Source organism: Paraburkholderia madseniana (genome assembly GCF_009690905.1).
GTDB classification, from domain to species: domain Bacteria; phylum Pseudomonadota; class Gammaproteobacteria; order Burkholderiales; family Burkholderiaceae; genus Paraburkholderia; species Paraburkholderia madseniana.
The window spans coordinates 1-17,864 of sequence record NZ_VOSW01000037.1 but is presented as its reverse complement, the minus strand read 5'-3'; the positions used below and the strand labels follow the sequence as shown (position 1 = coordinate 17,864).

Sequence of the window (17,864 nt, the reverse complement as noted above, 5' to 3'; positions counted from 1 at the left end):
CGATTGCCGAACCGCTCGCATCAACGTTTCTCAACGCATTGTGCTGTCGCGACACTTGCTTCACCCGGTGGGCGTCTAGTGGTGCGATTTTGCTCGCGCGGCGGCGTTGATGCCACCCGCGATGAACTCCCGCGCATGTTTCGCCAGGTCCATACCGTCGTCCCACAAGTTGCGCCAGATTGCCAACGCATTGGACAACTGCTCGTTGACGACCGTCGACGAGAAGCTCTCAAAAGTCACGACTCCCTTGTAGTCAATCATGGCGAGTGCATGGAAGAACTGAGAGAAGTCGATAGTCCCCGACCCGAGGTACCCGCGATTGCTTTCCCCGATATGAACATAGCCAAGACGCTTGCCACATTGAAGAACCGGTTGCATGAAATCGGATTCCTCAATGTTCATGTGATACGTATCGAGATGAACGACAACATTGGGCGCATCGACTTCGTCAATCATGGCAAGCGCCTGCGATGCAGTGTTCAGTAAATTGCTCTCGTAGCGATTTACCACTTCAAGCCCAAGCGTCACGTTCTTCTTCAGCGCGAAATCAGCAATGCGCTTGAGCGAATCAATCGCGTTGCGGCGGCCTTGTCTGGTAACCGGTGCGTTGTATTTTCCCATCGCGCCGTAAAGAATCCCGCCGAAGTAGCCTCCACCCAGCTCAGCCGTGACGCTGATACCTTCCTCCAGCATCGAAACCCCGCGTGCGACCGTAGCAGAATCCTCGCTGGACACGTCCGCATCAAAGGTGAGACCGCGCGAGCAACCGATATCCAGCTCATGTTCTTGCAGCAAATCCCGCGTGAGCGCCAGGTCCATGACCTTCGGACCATGCAAGGACAGTTCAGCCAGCTCGAACCCAGCGGCTTTGGTCCGGCTCAGAACCTTGCGAGTCGATTCGGGGGTGAGATCGCCAGCCCATACCAGTGCGTGTACGCCAAGCTTATTCATTGTGTCACTCCTTCAGATGCGGTCACGCGCCTGCGGACCAAAGTTTTCGAAATGCTGTTCGCCCATGCCCAACGGAAGAGCATCACGGCAAGCAAGAAGACACCCCACAACGCAGTCGCCAGGTGTTGGTTGGCACCGAGCAAATTGAGGCCTGAAGCGATAACCTGCAGAATTACCAGTGCAATCACGACCGGAACCACACGGCCAAAGCCGCCGAATGGGTCGACGCGGCCCAGGAAGCACGCAAGCACGGAGATGAGCAGAAAGGCCTCTCCATGGCCAACGCGAACCGAGTTGAACTGGGCCGCCATCACCACGCCAGCGACGCCGCACATCAGCCCCGACAGCATGTAGATTCGCGTGACGGCGCGTGTCGTCGCGATGCCGGAATATCGCGTTGCTTCCAGATTTGAACCAATCATGCGTGTGGCGAAACCTAGCCGCGACCGTGTCATGACAACGTGCCAAAGTAATGCGCAGCCGAGAAAAATCAGGAGGGGAATCGGTACGCCGAGGAAGACACCGTTGCCCATTTCGCGCACAAACGGCGGAAACCCGGAGATGTCGCCCCCACGTGTGAGGAACTCCCCTAATCCGCGCAAGAAAATCATCATCGATAAAGACACGAGGATTGGGCTTGCTCCGGTGCGCGCAATGACGGCACCCATCACCCAACCGGCTGCGGAGCCGGTGGCCAATGCAGCAGCAATGCCGAGGATGATGGCTACGGCGCCGGCGTCCGCTCCGCCGTACGTATGAAGCACCCACGCCATCGCCAACCCCGATATGTTCGCCGTGAAAGTCACCGCGAGATTGAAGCCACCGGAAATCAAGGGCATCAGCATGGCCAGCGTAAAGAACCCGAGTTCCGGCAACTGGAACGCTACCGACACGAATGTGCTCGCTGAGAAAAAACGCTCAGATGCGAAGCTCAGGACTGCGATGACGAGCAGCAGAAACCCAAGCAAGCCGGCGACGTCTGCGGGTACGAGCGGCGCGGCCGCGCGTTGAGATGAGGACATTTTCATGACGAGGCCTTTACGCTTTGTGACGTGAATCGCGTTCCGACGAGCTTGGCGAAACCTCCGCTCGACAACGTAATGGCGATAAGAATGATGGCGCCGATAATCATCTTGAACGCATACGGCGAGATACCTAGCAAGTTCAGGCCGTTGGCGGTGATAGCGGTCAGGAGGATGCCAAGAATGGCGCCGAGGATTGTGCCGCGCCCACCGCCTAACCTTGCACCACCGAGCACCACAGCAGCGAGCACATCCAGTTCACGGCCATAAAACGCGTTCGGAACGACTTCCTGCACGTAGTGGGCTTGCATGAGTCCGGCAATCCCCGCCATCATGCCGAGCCAGCCAAAAGCGATGTAATGCATCGCACCTATGTTGACCCCCACGCGTCGCGCCGCCTCGGGGTTGTCGCCCATGGCGTAGAGCTGTCGACCGGTTGTCGTGCGCCGCAGCAGAAACCATGTTGCTATGACCATGACGATCATCACGGCCACAGGCAGTGCGAGATTCGCATTACCACTCGCGGTGTTGAAATTGATAATAGAGACTCTATTAGTCCACCAGTCCGGCAGGTCGTAGATGGACACCCCGCCCGTGAGAAACATCAATCCACCGAAAAACACGTTGAACGTGGCAATCGTCACGACAATCGAGACGATGCGAAATCTGTAGATAATCGTGGCGTTGATGGAGCCAAGCACGAAGCCGAAGCAGGCAGAGACAATGAAACCTAGCGCCCAGTTACCGCCACCGAGTCGCAACACTGTCAACGCAGTGAGGTACTGGATCACCGATGCGCCGACGGCGAATGAGATATCAATGCCACCAGCAATCAGCACGACCAGTAGCCCGACTGCGAAAATGATGTTGACAGAACTCTGATTAAGCAGGTCGAACAGGTTTGGAAGAGTAAGGAATGTCGAGGTTGAAAGACTGAGGCCAATCACCATGACGGCGATAACGAGAATCAGCAGAGCCTCAATCGAACCGATTCCGAGTTTGCGAAAATCAGGCATGAACGTCTCGCTCGATTTGTTCCATCGTTGTCGTTCCCGGCACGTACTCTTTAACGATGCGGCCGTCGCGCATATGCAGAATTCGGTCGGAGTTGAAGTAAACCTCCGGAATTTCGTCCGATATCAGCAAGATGGCCATACCCTCAGCAGCGAGCTTGTGGATGATGGCAAAGATGCCAGCACGGGCGCCGACGTCGACGCCGACGGTGGGCGAATCCAGAATCAGAAGCTTCGGGTTTGTTGCCAACCACTTGGCGAGCACAATGCGCTGCTGATTCCCGCCGGACAGCGTTGAGACCGCGTCGTCCGGTTTCCCGATTTTCACGGCCAGTTGCTGAATCCAGTCTTGAATCAGCGCGTTTCGCTTTTTGGAAGCGATGAGATGTGTGCCGTCCAGAAGCTTGTCCAACACCGCCGCGACTGTGTTGTCTCCGATTGATTGCGGCTGTACAAGGCCGAGTTGAAGTCGGTCTTCGGATACGTAAGCTATCCCGGCCTGGATAGCGTCACGATTTGTTCGCAGCGAAATCTCTTTTCCGTCGAGCTGGATGGAACCCGTACCGGGGCGGGTCATTCCGAAAAGCGACAATGCGACTTCTGTTCTTCCTGCGCCAAGGCGTCCCGTGACGCCAAGAATCTCGCCTCGTCGCACTTTGAACGACACGTCATGGTATTGACGGGCTCGTGACACCCCCTGTACCTCCAGCACAACCGGCGCTTTCGTCAGGTCTGTCGTGCGTACTTCATAGTCGAAAGTGCGGCCCGTCATCAATTCCGTGAGGCGGGTTTGCGTCATCCCTTCGGTGGGAAAGGTGCCGACGTACTGTCCATCGCGGAAAACGGTCACGCGAGTGCAGACGTCTAGCACTTCAGCGAGCCGATGGCTGACGAACACCACGGCAATTCCGTCCGCAGAAAGTCGCCGGACAATTTTCAGCAGAGCTTCGGTCTCAGCATGGCTGAGCGAGGCAGTCGGCTCGTCCATGAAGACAAGACGTGCGTCGCGAACAAGCGCTCTGGCGATTGCCACGACCTGGCGCTGGGCGATTGATAGCGAGCGAACAGAACGGTTGAGGTCGATGGAGACTCCGAGCCGCTCGAGAATCCGGCGTGCCGCCTCCTTCATCTTTCCGTATCTGACGATACGCGGACGAGAGCCCAGGTTCTGCTCGAAAGCAATGTTTTCCGCGACGGTCATTTCTGGGAAAAGCGCCAGATCTTGCCAGATGACCTGAATACCGAGGTCACGGGCCCTGCCCGGGTCGAGCCCTTCGATTGACTCACCGTCCATGAGCATCACTGCGCCAGGTTCCGGCCGATAGACCCCACTGATAATCTTGATGATGGTGCTCTTGCCGCAGCCATTCTCGCCCGCAAGGCAGAGAACTTCTCCGGGCATGACGTCGAACTTCACGGCCCGCAGCGCCTTAACGCCACCGAAGATTTTGGAAATGTTCTCGAGCTTGAGCAGGGGCATGCCGCCGGTGTCGAGCGCACCCGGTGCCATGTGCGCATCACCTCGTTGAGAACGGAGGACGTTGATGGAAGCTGGTTGACTCATGGAAACGCTCCGATGGTACTTGCACGTGACTGGCTGGCGACCAGATGTGTCGTACCGTTAACTTCCGGGTAAGCGGCGCTACAACTGCGCTCACCCGTTCGGCAAAAGGATTGCGGTCAGAGGCCCATCTTTGCGAGGTCGTCAACGGTTTTGGCGTTGAGGTCCACCAGTTGGTCGACAATCAAGTTGTGACCGTCGGGATGAACAACACCCAGACCTGGGATGTTCGTGCCGTCCTTAATCGGCTGCCCCTTTACGAGCATCGTGCCCAGCGTCACAAACACTTCGCCAGCGACTTCCGGATTCCACATGTACCCGCCGCTCAACACGCCGTCGTGGACGAGCTTTCGGCCCTGTCCAGGCGAGAACGGCCCGAGAACCAGAACCTTTCCTTTCGCCTGCTGCTCCGCGACGGCGCGAGCTGCCCCAATCGGGCCCTGACTGCCGAACGCAAGGATGCCCTTCAAGTTAGGATGAGCGCGCATCAGGTCGAGCGCAGTCTTGCGCGACGCGTCCACGTCTTCAGCGACGCCGTAGCGGTCCCCGACGAGGGTCATCCCGGGATAGTTGGCCTTGATGTAGGCGATTGCCGCATCCGCCCAGGCGTTATGGAGCGGCACGGTCAGCGAACCGACGAAAACGGCGTATTCGCCCTTCCCCCCCAGCGCCTCGCCAAGGCGTTTTCCGTAGGCTTCGCCGAAACCTTTGGACGAGGCCAGTTCAAAGTCCCAGTCCACGTTCTGCTGCTTCGGGGACTCGTGGATGATGACCTTGATACCGGCGGCTCTGGCACGCTGAAGAACGGGTTCCAAAACCTGTGCGTCGTTCGGCACGACGCCGATGACGTCTACGTGCTGCGCAATCAAGTCCTCGATTGCTCGGACCTGGAGCGCAGGGTCAGCGCTCGTCGGCCCGACCATGAATGCCTTGACGCCGAGCTGGTCAGCGCGCTTCTTGATTCCCGCTTCCATGGCGTTGAACCATGGAATGCCGCCAATCTTCACAACGACACCGATTACAGGCTTGTCAGGCGAGGCCGATGCAAAACTCGTCGTCAAAGCGAGCGCGACTGCGCCGGCACCCAAATTGCGGATGATGTTCTTGAACATGTCTCCTCCGGTAGACGCCTGGGCACGCAGACGCCCTAAATGAGTGATAAAAGGCCCGATTTCGTATTTTGCTAAAGTTGCTAAATCCATTTAGCAATTCGGGTGGGTGTATGCTGAATCTATTTAGCAGTTCGGTCGAGCCGTAAAAACCCTGGTGTTGGGTACTGTCGCGAAACGGCTACCTTTTCGGGACACAACGGCGCAATGCCCTCGGAGCAACTTGATGGCAAGCAGCAACCCAGGACGCAAGTCCACGATTTATGACGTCGCAAAGGCGACCGGCTCCTCGACGGCTACAGTCAGCATGGTGTTGAACGGCAGTTGGGTTCGCTATCGAATCAAGGAGGAAACCGCGAACCGAATACTCGAAAGCGCCCGCCAGCTTGGGTATAACGTCAACATGAAAGCTCGAGGACTCAGGCTATCGCGCTCGGGTCTAGTGGGTATGGTTCTTCCCCATTATCGGAACCGTTTTTTCGCGGGACTCGCCGAGACCTTCGAAGAGCAGGCTCGTAGTCGTGGCCTTTGTCCGATAGTCGTGGGCACTCAGCGCGACCCTGCAGTCGAGGTGAGCGTTACTGAAACACTTCTATCGCAGCGGGTTGAGCTGCTATTTATCGCCGGCGTGCGTAACCCGACACCACTGAACACGCTCTGTTCGGCGGCAGGCGTCCCTTCCATCAATCTGGACCTGCCAGGAGACGGTGCGCCGTCGGTCGTTTCCGATAACCGCAAAGGCGCTCAAACTATTACGGATGTGCTGATTGAAAAGCTGCTGGCACGGGGCGCGGCGCCAGACGAGTTGGTCTTGCTAGGAGGTGTAGCGGATGAATATGCGACCGAGATGCGTATCGCAGGATTCAGAGACGCTTTCGAAGCTCGTCAAATGACGCCTGCTGCAGATGCAATCGAGTGTTGCGGATATAACGCCGCTGCTGCCAAACGCGTACTCTCAATTCGCTATGAAAAACTTGGACGACTTCCAGCCGGTTTGCTGATGAATTCGATTACCGCGTTTGAAGGGGTGGTTCAGTTCACATCGACGTTGTCGCCCGACGCGTGGAAGTCTGCGGTTGTTGGCTGCTTCGACTGGGACCCATTCGCGGCAAATCTACCTTTCGACGTGACCATGTTGCGGCAGGACGTGCAAGCAATCATTTCTGAAGCGTTCAAGTTGGCCGAAAACCATGACTCGACGGACCGCTCTCTGATTCTCGTGCCAACAGTTCTGGGCAAGAAGTTTGAAGAAGCCGAGCAAACGAAGGAGTTTGACCGATAACTTCGGTCTAGAAATGGTTGCGGTCACAATCATCAGTCGTAATTTCCGAAGCGAGACCGTGAAGACCACGGTCGTCGCCAGGCCGTCTGAATCGAGAAAACATGCAGACCAATTCCACGCCGCGCGCCGGCACGCTTAGCCAAATCCCACGTGGTATCTGGATGCTCGGCTTCGTCAGCATGTTCATGGACATTTCTTCGGAAATCATTCACAGCCTTTTGCCGATGTTCCTGGTGACGAGTCTGGGCGCGAGCGCGATGATGGTGGGCCTGATTGAAGGCGTCGCGGAAGCGACTGCACCCATTGTGAAAATGTTCTCCGGCGCGCTCAGCGACTACCTTGGCAACCGGAAATGGCTCGCGGTCATCGGATACGGCATGGGTGCGTTGAGCAAACCGTTGTTTGCGCTCGCGCCAACATCTGGCATCGTTCTGACGGCGCGCATCGCGGACAGAATCGGGAAAGGTGTGCGGGGTGCGCCGCGCGACGCGCTCGTAGCTGATATCACGCCCGCTCACCTGCGGGGCGCCGCCTATGGTTTGCGACAGTCGCTCGACACGGTCGGCGCGTTTCTCGGGCCGTTGCTCGCCGTCGTGTTGATGCTGCTGTGGGCAGACAACTTTCGTCTCGTATTCTGGGTGGCTGTGATTCCAGGGCTCGTTGCGGTGTCGTTGCTGGTGTTCGGCATCAAGGAACCAGCGCACCATTCGGACGCGAAGCGCGTCAACCCGATGAAGCTCGAAAGCCTGAAGAAGCTGAGCCGGCCGTACTGGTGGGTTGTATTCATTGGGGCGGTGTTCACGCTCGCACGATTCAGCGAGGCATTCCTTGTCTTGCGCGCGATGCAGGGTGGAGTCCCGGTGGCGCTGGTGCCACTCGTTATGGTTGCGATGAACCTGGTGTATTCGACGTCTGCTTATCCATCTGGCAAGCTGGCCGATTCAATGAGCCACACGAAACTGCTGGCCATCGGGCTAGTGGTACTCATTGCATCGGATGTCGTACTTGCGCATGGAAACCACTGGCCGGTCGTACTGCTGGGTGTCGCGTTGTGGGGCCTGCATATGGGGCTCACGCAGGGCTTGCTGGCGACCATGGTCGCGCATGCAGCACCACCGGACCTGAAAGGCACCGCGTTCGGTTTCTTCAATTTGATGAGCGGTCTGGCGATGCTTGTGGCGAGCGTGGTCGCAGGTGAGTTGTGGGACCGCCTGGGAGCCGGCGCGACGTTCTACGCGGGAGCGGGGTTCTGTTTGCTGACCCTGTGCGCTCTGGCTATCGGCGGAGGAATACGCCGAAAGCGCGCCATCTAGTTGAAAACGGTGCCGAGAGGTGCGTCTAACCGGGCACGGGCAATGTTGTTGCGAACCCTGCGCGACATCAGATAACGATTACGCAACGATTCATTGTTCGTCATCGTCCCCGTGGTGCTTGTACCAGCCCTTGTGTTTGCCGTTGTCATGCCAATGACGTTCATCACGGTATTCGCCCTGATATCCGTAACCATATACAGGCGCCGGCGCATAGACCACTGGAGGCGGTTGATAGACAACGGGGGGTGGCACTACATATACCGGACCGGGCACGCCGAGAAAAACGTTGACGTCTGCATGTGCCGACGCTAGCCCTGAGGCGCTGGCACCACAAATTCCCAAAGCGAATAAAACCATCGCGCGTTTCATGATGCACTTCCGTTCAAGTTAGGTAGTCCGCCCAAGCGGCTCGATACATCCCCAAATTTGATGGTAGATGAGGGAACTACCGGCAGGTGAAACGTCGAGGCGACTCCTGTAACCTTTTGTAAGCTTAACGTCGAGTTGCCCGTCAATCCGAAGCGCGTTCTTTGAAGGCGGCTCTGTCAGGCCGGCCGTCGGACATCGGCTCGTCACAGGGACCGTCAGCCCCCAATTCTCTATCACTGATACGGTATGTGGCGTACCGTCAGTGATGATGACAGCTACGTGGAAATGGATTTTTTGTGTCCGTATTGAACATCAGCACATGCACTCCGCTCGAGTTGCCTTTTGATTGGGCCGGTGAGCAACCGAAGCAATTTCGGCTGACTCGCCCGCGCCCCTAGGACAGGTATCGTTTGCGAGCCGCCCGTGCGCTTCGTGCCTCGCGAAGACGCGGTTCTACAGCAGCGCGACCACCCGCACGTCGCCCTGCTCGGCTGCCGACGCGACCACCTTGTCGCCGATCCGCCGGAACGTGATCGACACCGACGAATCGCCCACCTTCAGATCGCCGACTTCGAGCCAGTCGATGCCCTCGGGCAGCATGGGCTGCTCGATCACGACTTCGCGCCGCTCCGCATCGATCGTGATACCCAGACAGGCTTCGAGCATCATGAACGGCGAGCCCGCCGCCCAGGCTTGCGGCAGACAGGCGACCGGATAGGCGGTAGGCGGCTCGCCCCGCCGCCGAGGGAAACCGCAGAACAGCTCGGGTAAGCGCATGTCGAAATTGACTGCTGCCTGGAACAGCGCCTGCAACAGCCGCACGGCCGCCGCCTTGCCGCCGTAGCGTGATAGGCCGCGTGCGCAGAGCGCGTTGTCATGCGGCCAGACCGAGCCGTTGTGGTACGCCATCGGGTTGAAGCGCGCCTGGCTTGCGGCCAGCGTACGCACGCCCCAGCCGGTATGGAACAGCGTGGAGTCGAGCGCGTGCACCACCGCTTCGCCCCGCTCACGCGAGGGCAAACCGAAGGCGAGCAAGTGGCCCGCATTCGACGCCATCACGCGGCACAGTTCGCCGTGGCCGTCGAGCGCGATGCCGTAGAAGCCGGATTCTTCCATCCAGTACTTTTCTTCGACGCACTGACGGATTTTCTTGGCGCGCTCGCTGTATTGCTTGGCCTGATCGTGCAGTCCGCGCAGCTTGGCAAAGTGAGCCATCGTATCGAAGGCGGCACTCGCATATGCCTGCACTTCGACGAGTGCAATCGGGCCGTCGGGGAAACGGCCGTCGGCGTGGAAGACCGAATCGTGGCTGTCTTTCCAGCCTTGATTGGCGAGACCGCCGTCGGACTCGCGCTGATAGTCCAGCAGACCGTAACGGTTCTTGTCGCACACGCCCGCGACCCACTGCGCCGCGCGCTCCAATGCCGGCCACAGTTCGTCGACCAGTGCGAGATCACCCGTGCGTGCCGCATAAGCGCCGGCCAGCACGATGAAGAGCGGCGTGCTGTCGACGCCGCCGTAGTACAGCGCGAACGGCACTTCGCCGGTGGCGGCCATTTCGCCCTTACGCATCTCGTGCATGATCTTTCCGGGCGCTGCGTCACGAAACGGCGAATTCTCGCGTGCCTGATGTTCGGCTAGAAAGCGCAGTACGCCCGCGGCGAGATTCGGTTGCAGCCACAGCGTTTGCAACGACGTGATGATTGCATCGCGGCCGAACGGCGTTGAGAACCACGGGATACCGGCGTAGGGATACGGGCCGGTGGCGAGATCGGTCGTCAGCAGACCCAGGTCGGCAAGCGAACGGTCGATCCATGCGTTGAAGAGCGGATTGCTCGAACGCACTCGGGCGGTGACGCGGCGGCGCTCACGCATCACCAGGTGGGCGTCGACCAGTGCGGCGCGCACAGCAGCGCGGCCGACGCGTGGGCGCTCCGCATCGATTTGCGAAAGATGGGCTTCGCTCACCGCATGGGTGGGTTGCGCAACGCCCGCGGCAGGCTTGTCGGCTTGCGCGACGACTTGCACCGAGATGGACAGATAGATCGATACGCACGCTTGCGCCGGCAGCTTGACGGTGTAGTCCGCGCGATCGGCGAAGAGCTTGTCCGGTTCCGGCAAGAAGGCGATCTGCACATTGCGCGCCACGTCATCGAGGCCGACATAGCCGAGCAGCACTTCGCGGTTCTCGACGCGCGCCGGTTCGACACGACCCTGTTTGTCGCGCCTGAGGCCGCGCACTTCGAACATGTCGCGAAAGTCGCTGGCGAAGGAGATGGACAGTGGCACGACTGCATCGCTCGTGCCGTAGTTGGTGAGTTCGATGGCTTCGTTGAGCACGGTGCCGGAGAGCACACGCACGCGTTCGACGTGGATCACGCCTTCCGGTGTGCTGTCGCCGCCGAGCGGCGGCAGGGGGCGGTTGGTCAGATGCGCGGTGAACGAGGTGTTGTCGCTGCTGACGCTGCCTGACAGCAGCGAGGGCGCGCGGCCGCCGAATGTAAGGCGCAGGTTCGAGAGGACGCGGGTGTCGTTGACGAACAGGCCGTCGTCGTGGCCGGTGATATCGCCGAGGGGGTCGTTGACGATAAAGGTGTCGCCAGACTTCAGCACGTGCTGGGTGGCGCTTGCGACGTTGAGGTTTTCCGTCGGGATGAATGCGCCGTCCGGCTCGGGTTCGCGGTGGTCGATTCCGCCCGAGTGGGACAGGCCGCCGAGGGCTTCTGGCTGCTGCATCAGGTCGCTCCTATGGTGTTCGGGTTCGGGTTCGCTTTCGCTTTCGCTTTCACGTTGACTTTCGGGTTCGGATGCTGTTGAGGGCTGGCTGGTCGATTCCGATTGTAGAGGGTCTGTCCGCGTCAGACGAACTTATCACAGAGGAGTTTCTGGGTTTTGGTTTGGCATGGGATGTGCAGGGTTTTTTGCACCAAGTGCAGGTTTTTTGCCTGCGCGGCGCTTTTGTCTGTGTTCTTGGGGCTTTGGCCTTTCCTTGTTTTGTTAGTGGTCTATTAGCGTTGCCCCTGTGCGGGGCGGCACTTACTTCTCTTTGCCGGCTGCAAAGAGAAGTAAGCAAGAGAAAGCAGCTCAAACCGCTCCTGCTAAGTGGGCACCGTGGTCTGCCGCGGGTAGTGGTGCATCTGGAATCTGTGTTCTCGCACATTCCGCGTTAGTGACAAAGGACTCATCCGCTCCCACTCCGCACTACGTGCGTCGCGGACGGGTCTGCATGGGAAACCACGGGCTTCGGTCGAGGTCCGTGGGGGCCGTCGGCTTCGCCTCGGCGACGCGCCTCCGCATTCACCCCGGAACCCCTCTTCAAATGATATGTCGGTGCGCGGCAATCATCGTCCCCGTCCCGATCGCAGACGCGGTTACCGTTCCAATCGGAATCGCAATGGTAATGGCGGTGCAACGACGAGCCACGACCTGTTGGCGAGGCGTGAGCGTCAAAACGTAGCGGGTGGTTTGATGAAGTACGCTTCGGCGCGCGCAGCGCCGCCGGAAGTATGACGCCCTTGTCACTGGCGTATGCAGGGGCACGAACACAGATTCCAGATGCGCCACTACCCGCAGCAGACCACGGGCCCCACTTAGCAGTAGCGGTTTGAGCTGCTTTCTCTTGCTTACTTCTCTTTGCAGCCGGCAAAGAGAAGTAAGTGCCGCCCCGCACAGGGGCAACGCTAATCGACCACTAACAAATCAAGGAAAGGCCAAAGCCCCAGGCACTCAGACAAATAAGCGCCGCAAAGGCAAAAACCCAAAACCTTTACCGCTTGGAAAGCGGCAGAGCCTCACGCTGAGTCTCCCCCACGAACAATTGCCGCGGCCGCCCAATCTTCTGCTCAGGATCAGCGATCATTTCATTCCACTGCGCAATCCACCCCACCGTCCGCGCCATCGCGAAGATACACGTAAACATCGCAGTCGGAATCCCCAACGCACGCTGCACAATCCCCGAGTAGAAATCGACATTCGGATAAAGCTTGCGCGAAACGAAGTATTCATCTTCAAGCGCAATCTTCTCGAGCGCCATCGCGAGCTTGAACAACGGGTCATCATGCAGACCCAGCTCTTCGAGCACTTCGTGACAGGTCTCACGCATCAGCTTCGCGCGCGGATCATAGTTCTTGTAGACGCGATGACCAAACCCCATCAGCTTCACGCCGGAGTTCTTGTCCTTCACCTTCGCAATGAACTCAGGAATGTTGTCGACCGAACCAATCTCTTCCAGCATGTTCAATGCGGCTTCATTCGCACCACCGTGCGCCGGACCCCACAGGCATGCAATACCCGCTGCGATACACGCGAAAGGATTAGCGCCAGACGAACCCGCGAGACGCACCGTCGAGGTCGACGCATTCTGCTCGTGATCCGCATGCAGAATCAGAATGCGATCCAGCGCGCGCACCAGCACGTCGTTGACCTCGTACTCTTCCGCCGGATTGGCGAACATCATCCGCATGAAATTCGCGCTGTACGACAGGTCGTTCTTCGGATAAACGAAAGGCTGGCCCACGGTGTACTTGTACGCCATCGCCACCAGCGTCGGCAGCTTCGCAATCATGCGGATCGCGGACACGTCACGGTGTTGCTGGTTATTGATGTCGAGCGAGTCGTGATAGAAGGCCGACAATGCACCCACTGCGGCGACCAGAATCGCCATTGGGTGCGCGTCGCGGCGGAAACCGCGGAAGAAGAAATGCATCTGCTCGTGCACCATCGTGTGCTGAGTGACCGTGTTGACGAACTCTTCCTTCTGCTCCGCATTCGGCAGTTCGCCCTTCAGCAGCAGGTAGCAGGATTCGAGGAAGTCGGCGTTTTGCGCCAGATTGTCGATCGGATAACCGCGGTACAGCAGCTCGCCTTTGTCACCGTCGATATACGTGATTTCGGAATTGCATGCCGCCGTGGACATGAAACCCGGGTCGTACGTGAACTTGCCAGTCTGGCCATACAGCTTGCGAATGTCGATGACATCCGGCCCGAGCGTGCCCTGATAAATCGGCAAATCAATCGTCTGATCGCTGTCGGAAAAGCTCAGCGTTGCGTGTGTCTTCGAGTTCATCTACACGTTCCTTTTACTTTCACATCGCACACGTGCCGGCATGCTCGATCGTCGGATCGCCGCGTGGCATGCTCAGGCTCCGCTTCGCATTCTACGGTCCGAAGGTGCTTTGATTGCGGCGATTGACAGCAACAATCCATCTCGGCTGGCGCAACATTCGTTGCCTGACAGATAGGCGTAATCGCCGGAAACACGCAGAAATAAGCCGAAGTACGCGGCACGAAAACGCGCTGAGTCCGCCGGGCGACGTTGCCAGCCAAATGAAAGTTAGTACGCTTGCTGCAACAATGTTTTGCGGCCGTCAGGCTGCACAAGCGACGCTGCTCTGCGATACTGAATCCGTGTTTTGCTTCCCCTGCGAACACATCGCTGTCTTTGGCCCGCCGTTCTACGGCGGGCCTTTTTAATCAGCCAGAAGAACAAGGAAGGACCAGATGAACGCCTCACTCGAAACACTGTTTCCGGATCACGTCCATACCGAAGACAACATCGTCACCGCGCTGAATCATCAGGATATCGTCGTGGCGTTGTCAGCAGCGTTGAAGACGCAAGACGTGGCGGTGCTGCATATGCTTTACCCGCGTACCGATGCGCGCACCCATCGCAGTCTCGATACGCTGGTGGATGTTTTGCACGGCCATGGCCTGCATGAAGTCGCGGATCTGATCGCGCAGGAAGCGCACTATCTGCTGTTCAAAGACCCGGTGAAGGCATGGAAGGCCTTCCACGAAATTCGCAACGATTCGCTCGCGATCGGCGTGCATCTGTACTACCACGGCCTCGTCGGCGAAGCCGCGGAACGCGCGCTCGATAAAGACGCGCATCGCAAGGCCTGAACTGCACCGGCAATTCAAACGTCCACTGAGCGAATGAACTCGTCGACGTAACGATTGAATGCTGCCGGATGCGCGAGATTCATCCCGTGCGAGGCGCCGCGCACCGTTTCGCGGCGTGTATCCGGCAGCCATGTTTGCAGGGCCGTCGCCGTGCGGCGGAACATGTCGGGACTCTTTTCTCCGTCGATCAGCAGCACCGGGCAGCGCACCTCGGCCGCCTGCTCGGGTAGGTAAGCCGGCAACGGGTCGCGGAATTGACGCGCGAGCGTGTGTGCGTTGTCAGTCGCCATCTTGCGAAAACCCGGCGTGCTCATCGCCCAGAAACCAGGGCGGCTCACCGAATCGACGAACAGTTGCAAGCCCGCTTCCACCTCACCTGTTTCGATCAACTGCGCGGCTTTTGCGCGCAATGCGTTCACGGTCTCCGGCAAACTCGCGGGCGGTCGCCCGGCAATCTGCAACGGTCCGCCAGGGTCGGCGAGCGTCAACGTGCGCACGTACTGCGGATGGCGCCGGGCGAAATGAAAGGCCACACACCCGCCGCGAGAATGACCCACCACGTGCGCCGGCCCGGCACCGAAACGATCGATGAATTCGGCCACGTCATCCGCATGTTCGCTCCAGCTAAACGGCTGGTCGGGCTCGGTATCCGTCACCGGCCAGTAATGCGTGAGACTCACCGTGACGCAGCGGTATTGCTTCGCCAGACCCGCGAGTTGTGGCTGCCAATAGCGGTAATCGCACAGCGAGCCATGCACGAACAGCAGCAGTTCACCTTCCCCGGCTTCCACATAGGGCATGCGCAAGCCGCTATGCAGTTCGATAAAGGACGGGGATGCGGGAGAGGAAGAAGCGGAAACGGATTGATTCACAGGTGGTTCACGAACGGCGCGGCAACGGCTGAAACCATCAGCGGTGCCGGCTAGAAAAGGATTTGAAGAAGAAAGCGTGTTCGCGTCCCTGAATTTGGGACAAGGGGCGTATTGTCACACAGCCATTCAATATGCGCCGAGGCTCGTTCGGCGTGCGTGTCGCGCCTTATATGCCGAGCGCCTCGCGAGCCGCGCGCCGTGCCCGAAGGGTCATGCCACCTGCAACGCGGGACGTCCCGCATCAAATCATTCGTAGGCGGTATCGTCGAGCAAACCGGCGGCGGCCGCCGCGCCCGCGCCACGCACCGCGCAAGTGAGCGGTTCATCGGCGACGCGGACCTCGAGCCCGAGTTCATTGGTCAGGCGGCGCCCCAGATTGCCGAGCAGCGCGCCACCGCCGGTCAACACGATGCCGCTGTGCGCAATATCGGTCACCAGTTCGGCCGGCGCCGTTTCAAGCGCACGTTTCACCGCGCCGATCACCTGACGCAGCGGACCCTCGATCGCATCGGCGACATCGTGATTGCTCAACTGAACCGTGCGCGGCAAGCCGTCATCGACGCTGCGCCCGGTCGCGTTCATATGCTCGATCGGCACCTCGCGCAAGGCCGAACCGATGCCCTTCTTGACGTGTTCGGCGGTTTGTTCGCCGAGCAGCACGCCATACAGATTGCGCACGTAACTGACGATCGCCATGTCGAAACTGTCGCCGCCCACGCGAATCGAGCCGCTATACGCGAGGCCGCCGAGCGAGATCACGCCGACTTCGGTCGTGCCACCGCCGATGTCGACCACCATCGAGCCAGTCGCCTCCGAAACCGGCAGGCCCGCGCCGACCGCCGACGCCAGCGATTCGCCGATCAGACTGACCTTCCAAGCGCCGGCTGCCACCGCGGCTTCCTTGATCGCGCGACGCTCGACCTGGGTGGCGCCAGCCGGCACGCACAGGGTGAATGCGGCGCGCCGGCTGAACAGCGGCCGCGGCCGGGCCATGTCGACGAATTGCCGGATCATCTGTTCGGCAGCGGAAAAGTTGGCGATCACGCCGTGCCGCATCGGCCGTATGGCTTCGACGTTGCCCGGCGCGCGGCCGAGCAACTGGCGCGCTTCGGTGCCCACGGCCGTCACGCGTTTTTGCCCGGCGGCCGACTCTTTCTGGAAAGCCACGACGGACGGCTCGTTCAGCACGATGCCGCCGTTGTCGGTATAGATGAGGGTATTGGCCGTGCCGAGGTCCACCGCCACGGAATGACGGAACAGTCGATCGAAAAGCGGGTAATACGGCGTCGGTCTGGCCATAGGAAGGCTCTGATGTGTCGTTATCCGCCCTTGCAGGGCAATATGGAAAATGCGCCCCCGGTCACCCGAACCGCGTGGCACGCCCAGATGGGCGTTGCGCGGTCCGCGCGGCGGGAGTGATTTTCATGCTAATGAGCAGTTAACGGCAAGCAGATCAGAATCTTTAGGGCCACTTTTCAATTGGGACCGTGTCAGTCGCGCGACAAAGCGCCGAGCGCATGCTCCAGCGCCTGCTTGCCGAGTTCGACGCCGTCCGCGTTAATCGTGTGGCCAATGCCGGGCAAGGCGTACGCATCGACCGTGTAGCCGGCGTTGCTGAAGGCATCCGCAGCGTATTCCAGTTCCTGTACCGGGATCACTTCGTCTTCTTCGCCGTGCACGAGCGTGAGCGGCGTACCGTTCTGCGCGACGATCACCGAGGCGAGCCGCCCCGAAAATGCGACGACGGCCGCAGCGCCTTCCGCGCTAGTCGCCACGTGATGCATCGCCATGATGGAGCCTTGCGAGAAACCGACCAATGCAAGCCGATCGAAAGAAAGCTGCCAGTGCGCCAGTTCCACCTCGAGCATGTGCCGCAATGCCGGATAGGCGGCGGCCACACGCGCCTCGCGATTGCCCTCGTTGACATCGCGCAGGCTGAACCACTGGCGGCCGCCAAAGCCGCCGTCGAAAGCGTCAGTGCCGTCGAGCGAGACAAACGCCACGTCCGGCAGACTCTCGCTCCAGATGTCCGCGAGCGGCATCAGATCGCGCGCATTGCTGCCCACGCCGTGCATCAGCACCACGAGTGCCTTGGCCGGCGTGATCGCCGGCGCGCGCCGCCAGCCGTGTTCGAATTGCTCCCAAGCCATATTCAATTCCTCTCTCTGTACCCGCCGTACTTTCGGTTTCACCGCGCGTGGTGTCGCTCCATGCGGCCTCAGGCGGGAGCATACGCTGCCGGATTCAGTTCTGTCGCCCGATCTGCATGGCTCGACGACGCCAAAACGCGAATACAGGTATGCTTTTTTGCGAGCATTCGAGGGACCGCCCAGCTCATTGCCCGGGTGGTGAATAGAAAGCCGTGCAGAACGTCCGTCGCATCGCCATCCGGAGAATCGTTTGAGCCAGCCCTCTTCCGCGCCCGCCGCTGCCCCGCCTGCACCACCTACACCTGTCTCTTATACACATCT

At 59.5% G+C, this 17,864-nt stretch carries 14 protein-coding genes; 3 read left to right on the top strand and 11 right to left on the bottom strand.

Annotation, left to right across the window (positions count from 1 at the left end; translation table 11 throughout):
• Positions 1 to 75: 75 nt before the first annotated feature.
• The 5 genes from FSO04_RS20190 to FSO04_RS20170 all read right to left on the bottom strand — a co-directional run bounded on the left by FSO04_RS20190 (position 76) and on the right by FSO04_RS20170 (position 5,659).
• Entirely contained in the window at positions 76 to 951 is an 876-nt protein-coding gene (locus FSO04_RS20190) for a sugar phosphate isomerase/epimerase family protein (RefSeq protein ID WP_154561777.1), read from the bottom strand.
• Positions 948 to 1,973 (bottom strand): ABC transporter permease, encoded by a 1,026-nt coding sequence (locus tag FSO04_RS20185; protein ID WP_166618221.1) that lies wholly within the window; start codon positions 1,971 to 1,973, stop codon positions 948 to 950. Before FSO04_RS20185 ends, FSO04_RS20190 begins: the two co-directional genes overlap by 4 nt.
• 2 nt (positions 1,974 to 1,975) lie before the next feature.
• Positions 1,976 to 2,989 carry an ABC transporter permease gene (locus FSO04_RS20180; protein WP_154561773.1) on the bottom strand — a complete coding sequence of 338 codons (1,014 nt, stop codon included), beginning with the start codon at positions 2,987 to 2,989 and terminating at the stop codon, positions 1,976 to 1,978.
• The gene (locus tag FSO04_RS20175; RefSeq protein WP_166618220.1) at positions 2,982 to 4,496 is read right to left on the bottom strand and encodes a sugar ABC transporter ATP-binding protein; all 1,515 of its coding nucleotides are present in this window, start codon (positions 4,494 to 4,496) and stop codon (positions 2,982 to 2,984) included. Before FSO04_RS20175 ends, FSO04_RS20180 begins: the two co-directional genes overlap by 8 nt.
• Positions 4,497 to 4,666: 170 nt before the next feature.
• Positions 4,667 to 5,659, bottom strand: a complete 993-nt coding sequence (locus tag FSO04_RS20170; protein ID WP_154561769.1) for a substrate-binding domain-containing protein — start codon at positions 5,657 to 5,659, stop codon at positions 4,667 to 4,669.
• A 223-nt stretch (positions 5,660 to 5,882) separates the two neighbouring features.
• Between FSO04_RS20170 and FSO04_RS20165 the strand changes: the two genes are divergently transcribed.
• Together FSO04_RS20165 and FSO04_RS20160 are read left to right on the top strand one after the other, a co-directional pair.
• On the top strand, positions 5,883 to 6,938 hold the full coding sequence (locus FSO04_RS20165; RefSeq protein WP_154561767.1) for a LacI family DNA-binding transcriptional regulator: 1,056 nt from the start codon (positions 5,883 to 5,885) through the stop codon (positions 6,936 to 6,938).
• A 101-nt stretch (positions 6,939 to 7,039) separates the two neighbouring features.
• On the top strand, positions 7,040 to 8,251 hold the full coding sequence (locus FSO04_RS20160; RefSeq protein WP_154561765.1) for an MFS transporter: 1,212 nt from the start codon (positions 7,040 to 7,042) through the stop codon (positions 8,249 to 8,251).
• Positions 8,252 to 8,341: 90 nt separating this feature from the next.
• Here the strand turns inward: FSO04_RS20160 and FSO04_RS20155 are convergent, their stop codons facing one another.
• From FSO04_RS20155 to gltA, 3 genes are all read right to left on the bottom strand, one after another.
• A complete protein-coding gene (locus FSO04_RS20155) occupies positions 8,342 to 8,620 on the bottom strand; it encodes a hypothetical protein (protein ID WP_154561763.1) in 279 nt (92 codons plus the stop codon).
• A gap of 453 nt (positions 8,621 to 9,073) precedes the next feature.
• Positions 9,074 to 11,356, bottom strand: a complete 2,283-nt coding sequence (locus tag FSO04_RS20150; RefSeq protein WP_154561761.1) for an amylo-alpha-1,6-glucosidase — start codon at positions 11,354 to 11,356, stop codon at positions 9,074 to 9,076.
• A 1,030-nt stretch (positions 11,357 to 12,386) separates the two neighbouring features.
• On the bottom strand, positions 12,387 to 13,685 hold the full coding sequence (gene gltA / locus FSO04_RS20145) for a citrate synthase (RefSeq protein ID WP_154561759.1): 1,299 nt from the start codon (positions 13,683 to 13,685) through the stop codon (positions 12,387 to 12,389).
• Positions 13,686 to 14,119: 434 nt separating this feature from the next.
• Between gltA and FSO04_RS20140 the strand changes: the two genes are divergently transcribed.
• Positions 14,120 to 14,521, top strand: coding sequence for a hypothetical protein (locus FSO04_RS20140; protein WP_154561757.1), 402 nt, complete (start codon positions 14,120 to 14,122; stop codon positions 14,519 to 14,521).
• 14 nt (positions 14,522 to 14,535) lie between these two features.
• Here FSO04_RS20140 and FSO04_RS20135 read toward each other — a convergent pair whose 3' ends face one another.
• From FSO04_RS20135 to FSO04_RS20125, 3 genes are all read right to left on the bottom strand, one after another.
• Entirely contained in the window at positions 14,536 to 15,321 is a 786-nt protein-coding gene (locus tag FSO04_RS20135; RefSeq protein ID WP_154561869.1) for an alpha/beta fold hydrolase, read from the bottom strand.
• 318 nt (positions 15,322 to 15,639) lie between these two features.
• The gene (mreB, locus tag FSO04_RS20130; protein ID WP_154561755.1) at positions 15,640 to 16,692 is read right to left on the bottom strand and encodes a rod shape-determining protein; all 1,053 of its coding nucleotides are present in this window, start codon (positions 16,690 to 16,692) and stop codon (positions 15,640 to 15,642) included.
• A gap of 191 nt (positions 16,693 to 16,883) precedes the next feature.
• On the bottom strand, positions 16,884 to 17,543 hold the full coding sequence (locus FSO04_RS20125) for an alpha/beta hydrolase (protein ID WP_154561753.1): 660 nt from the start codon (positions 17,541 to 17,543) through the stop codon (positions 16,884 to 16,886).
• Positions 17,544 to 17,864: the final 321 nt, after the last annotated feature.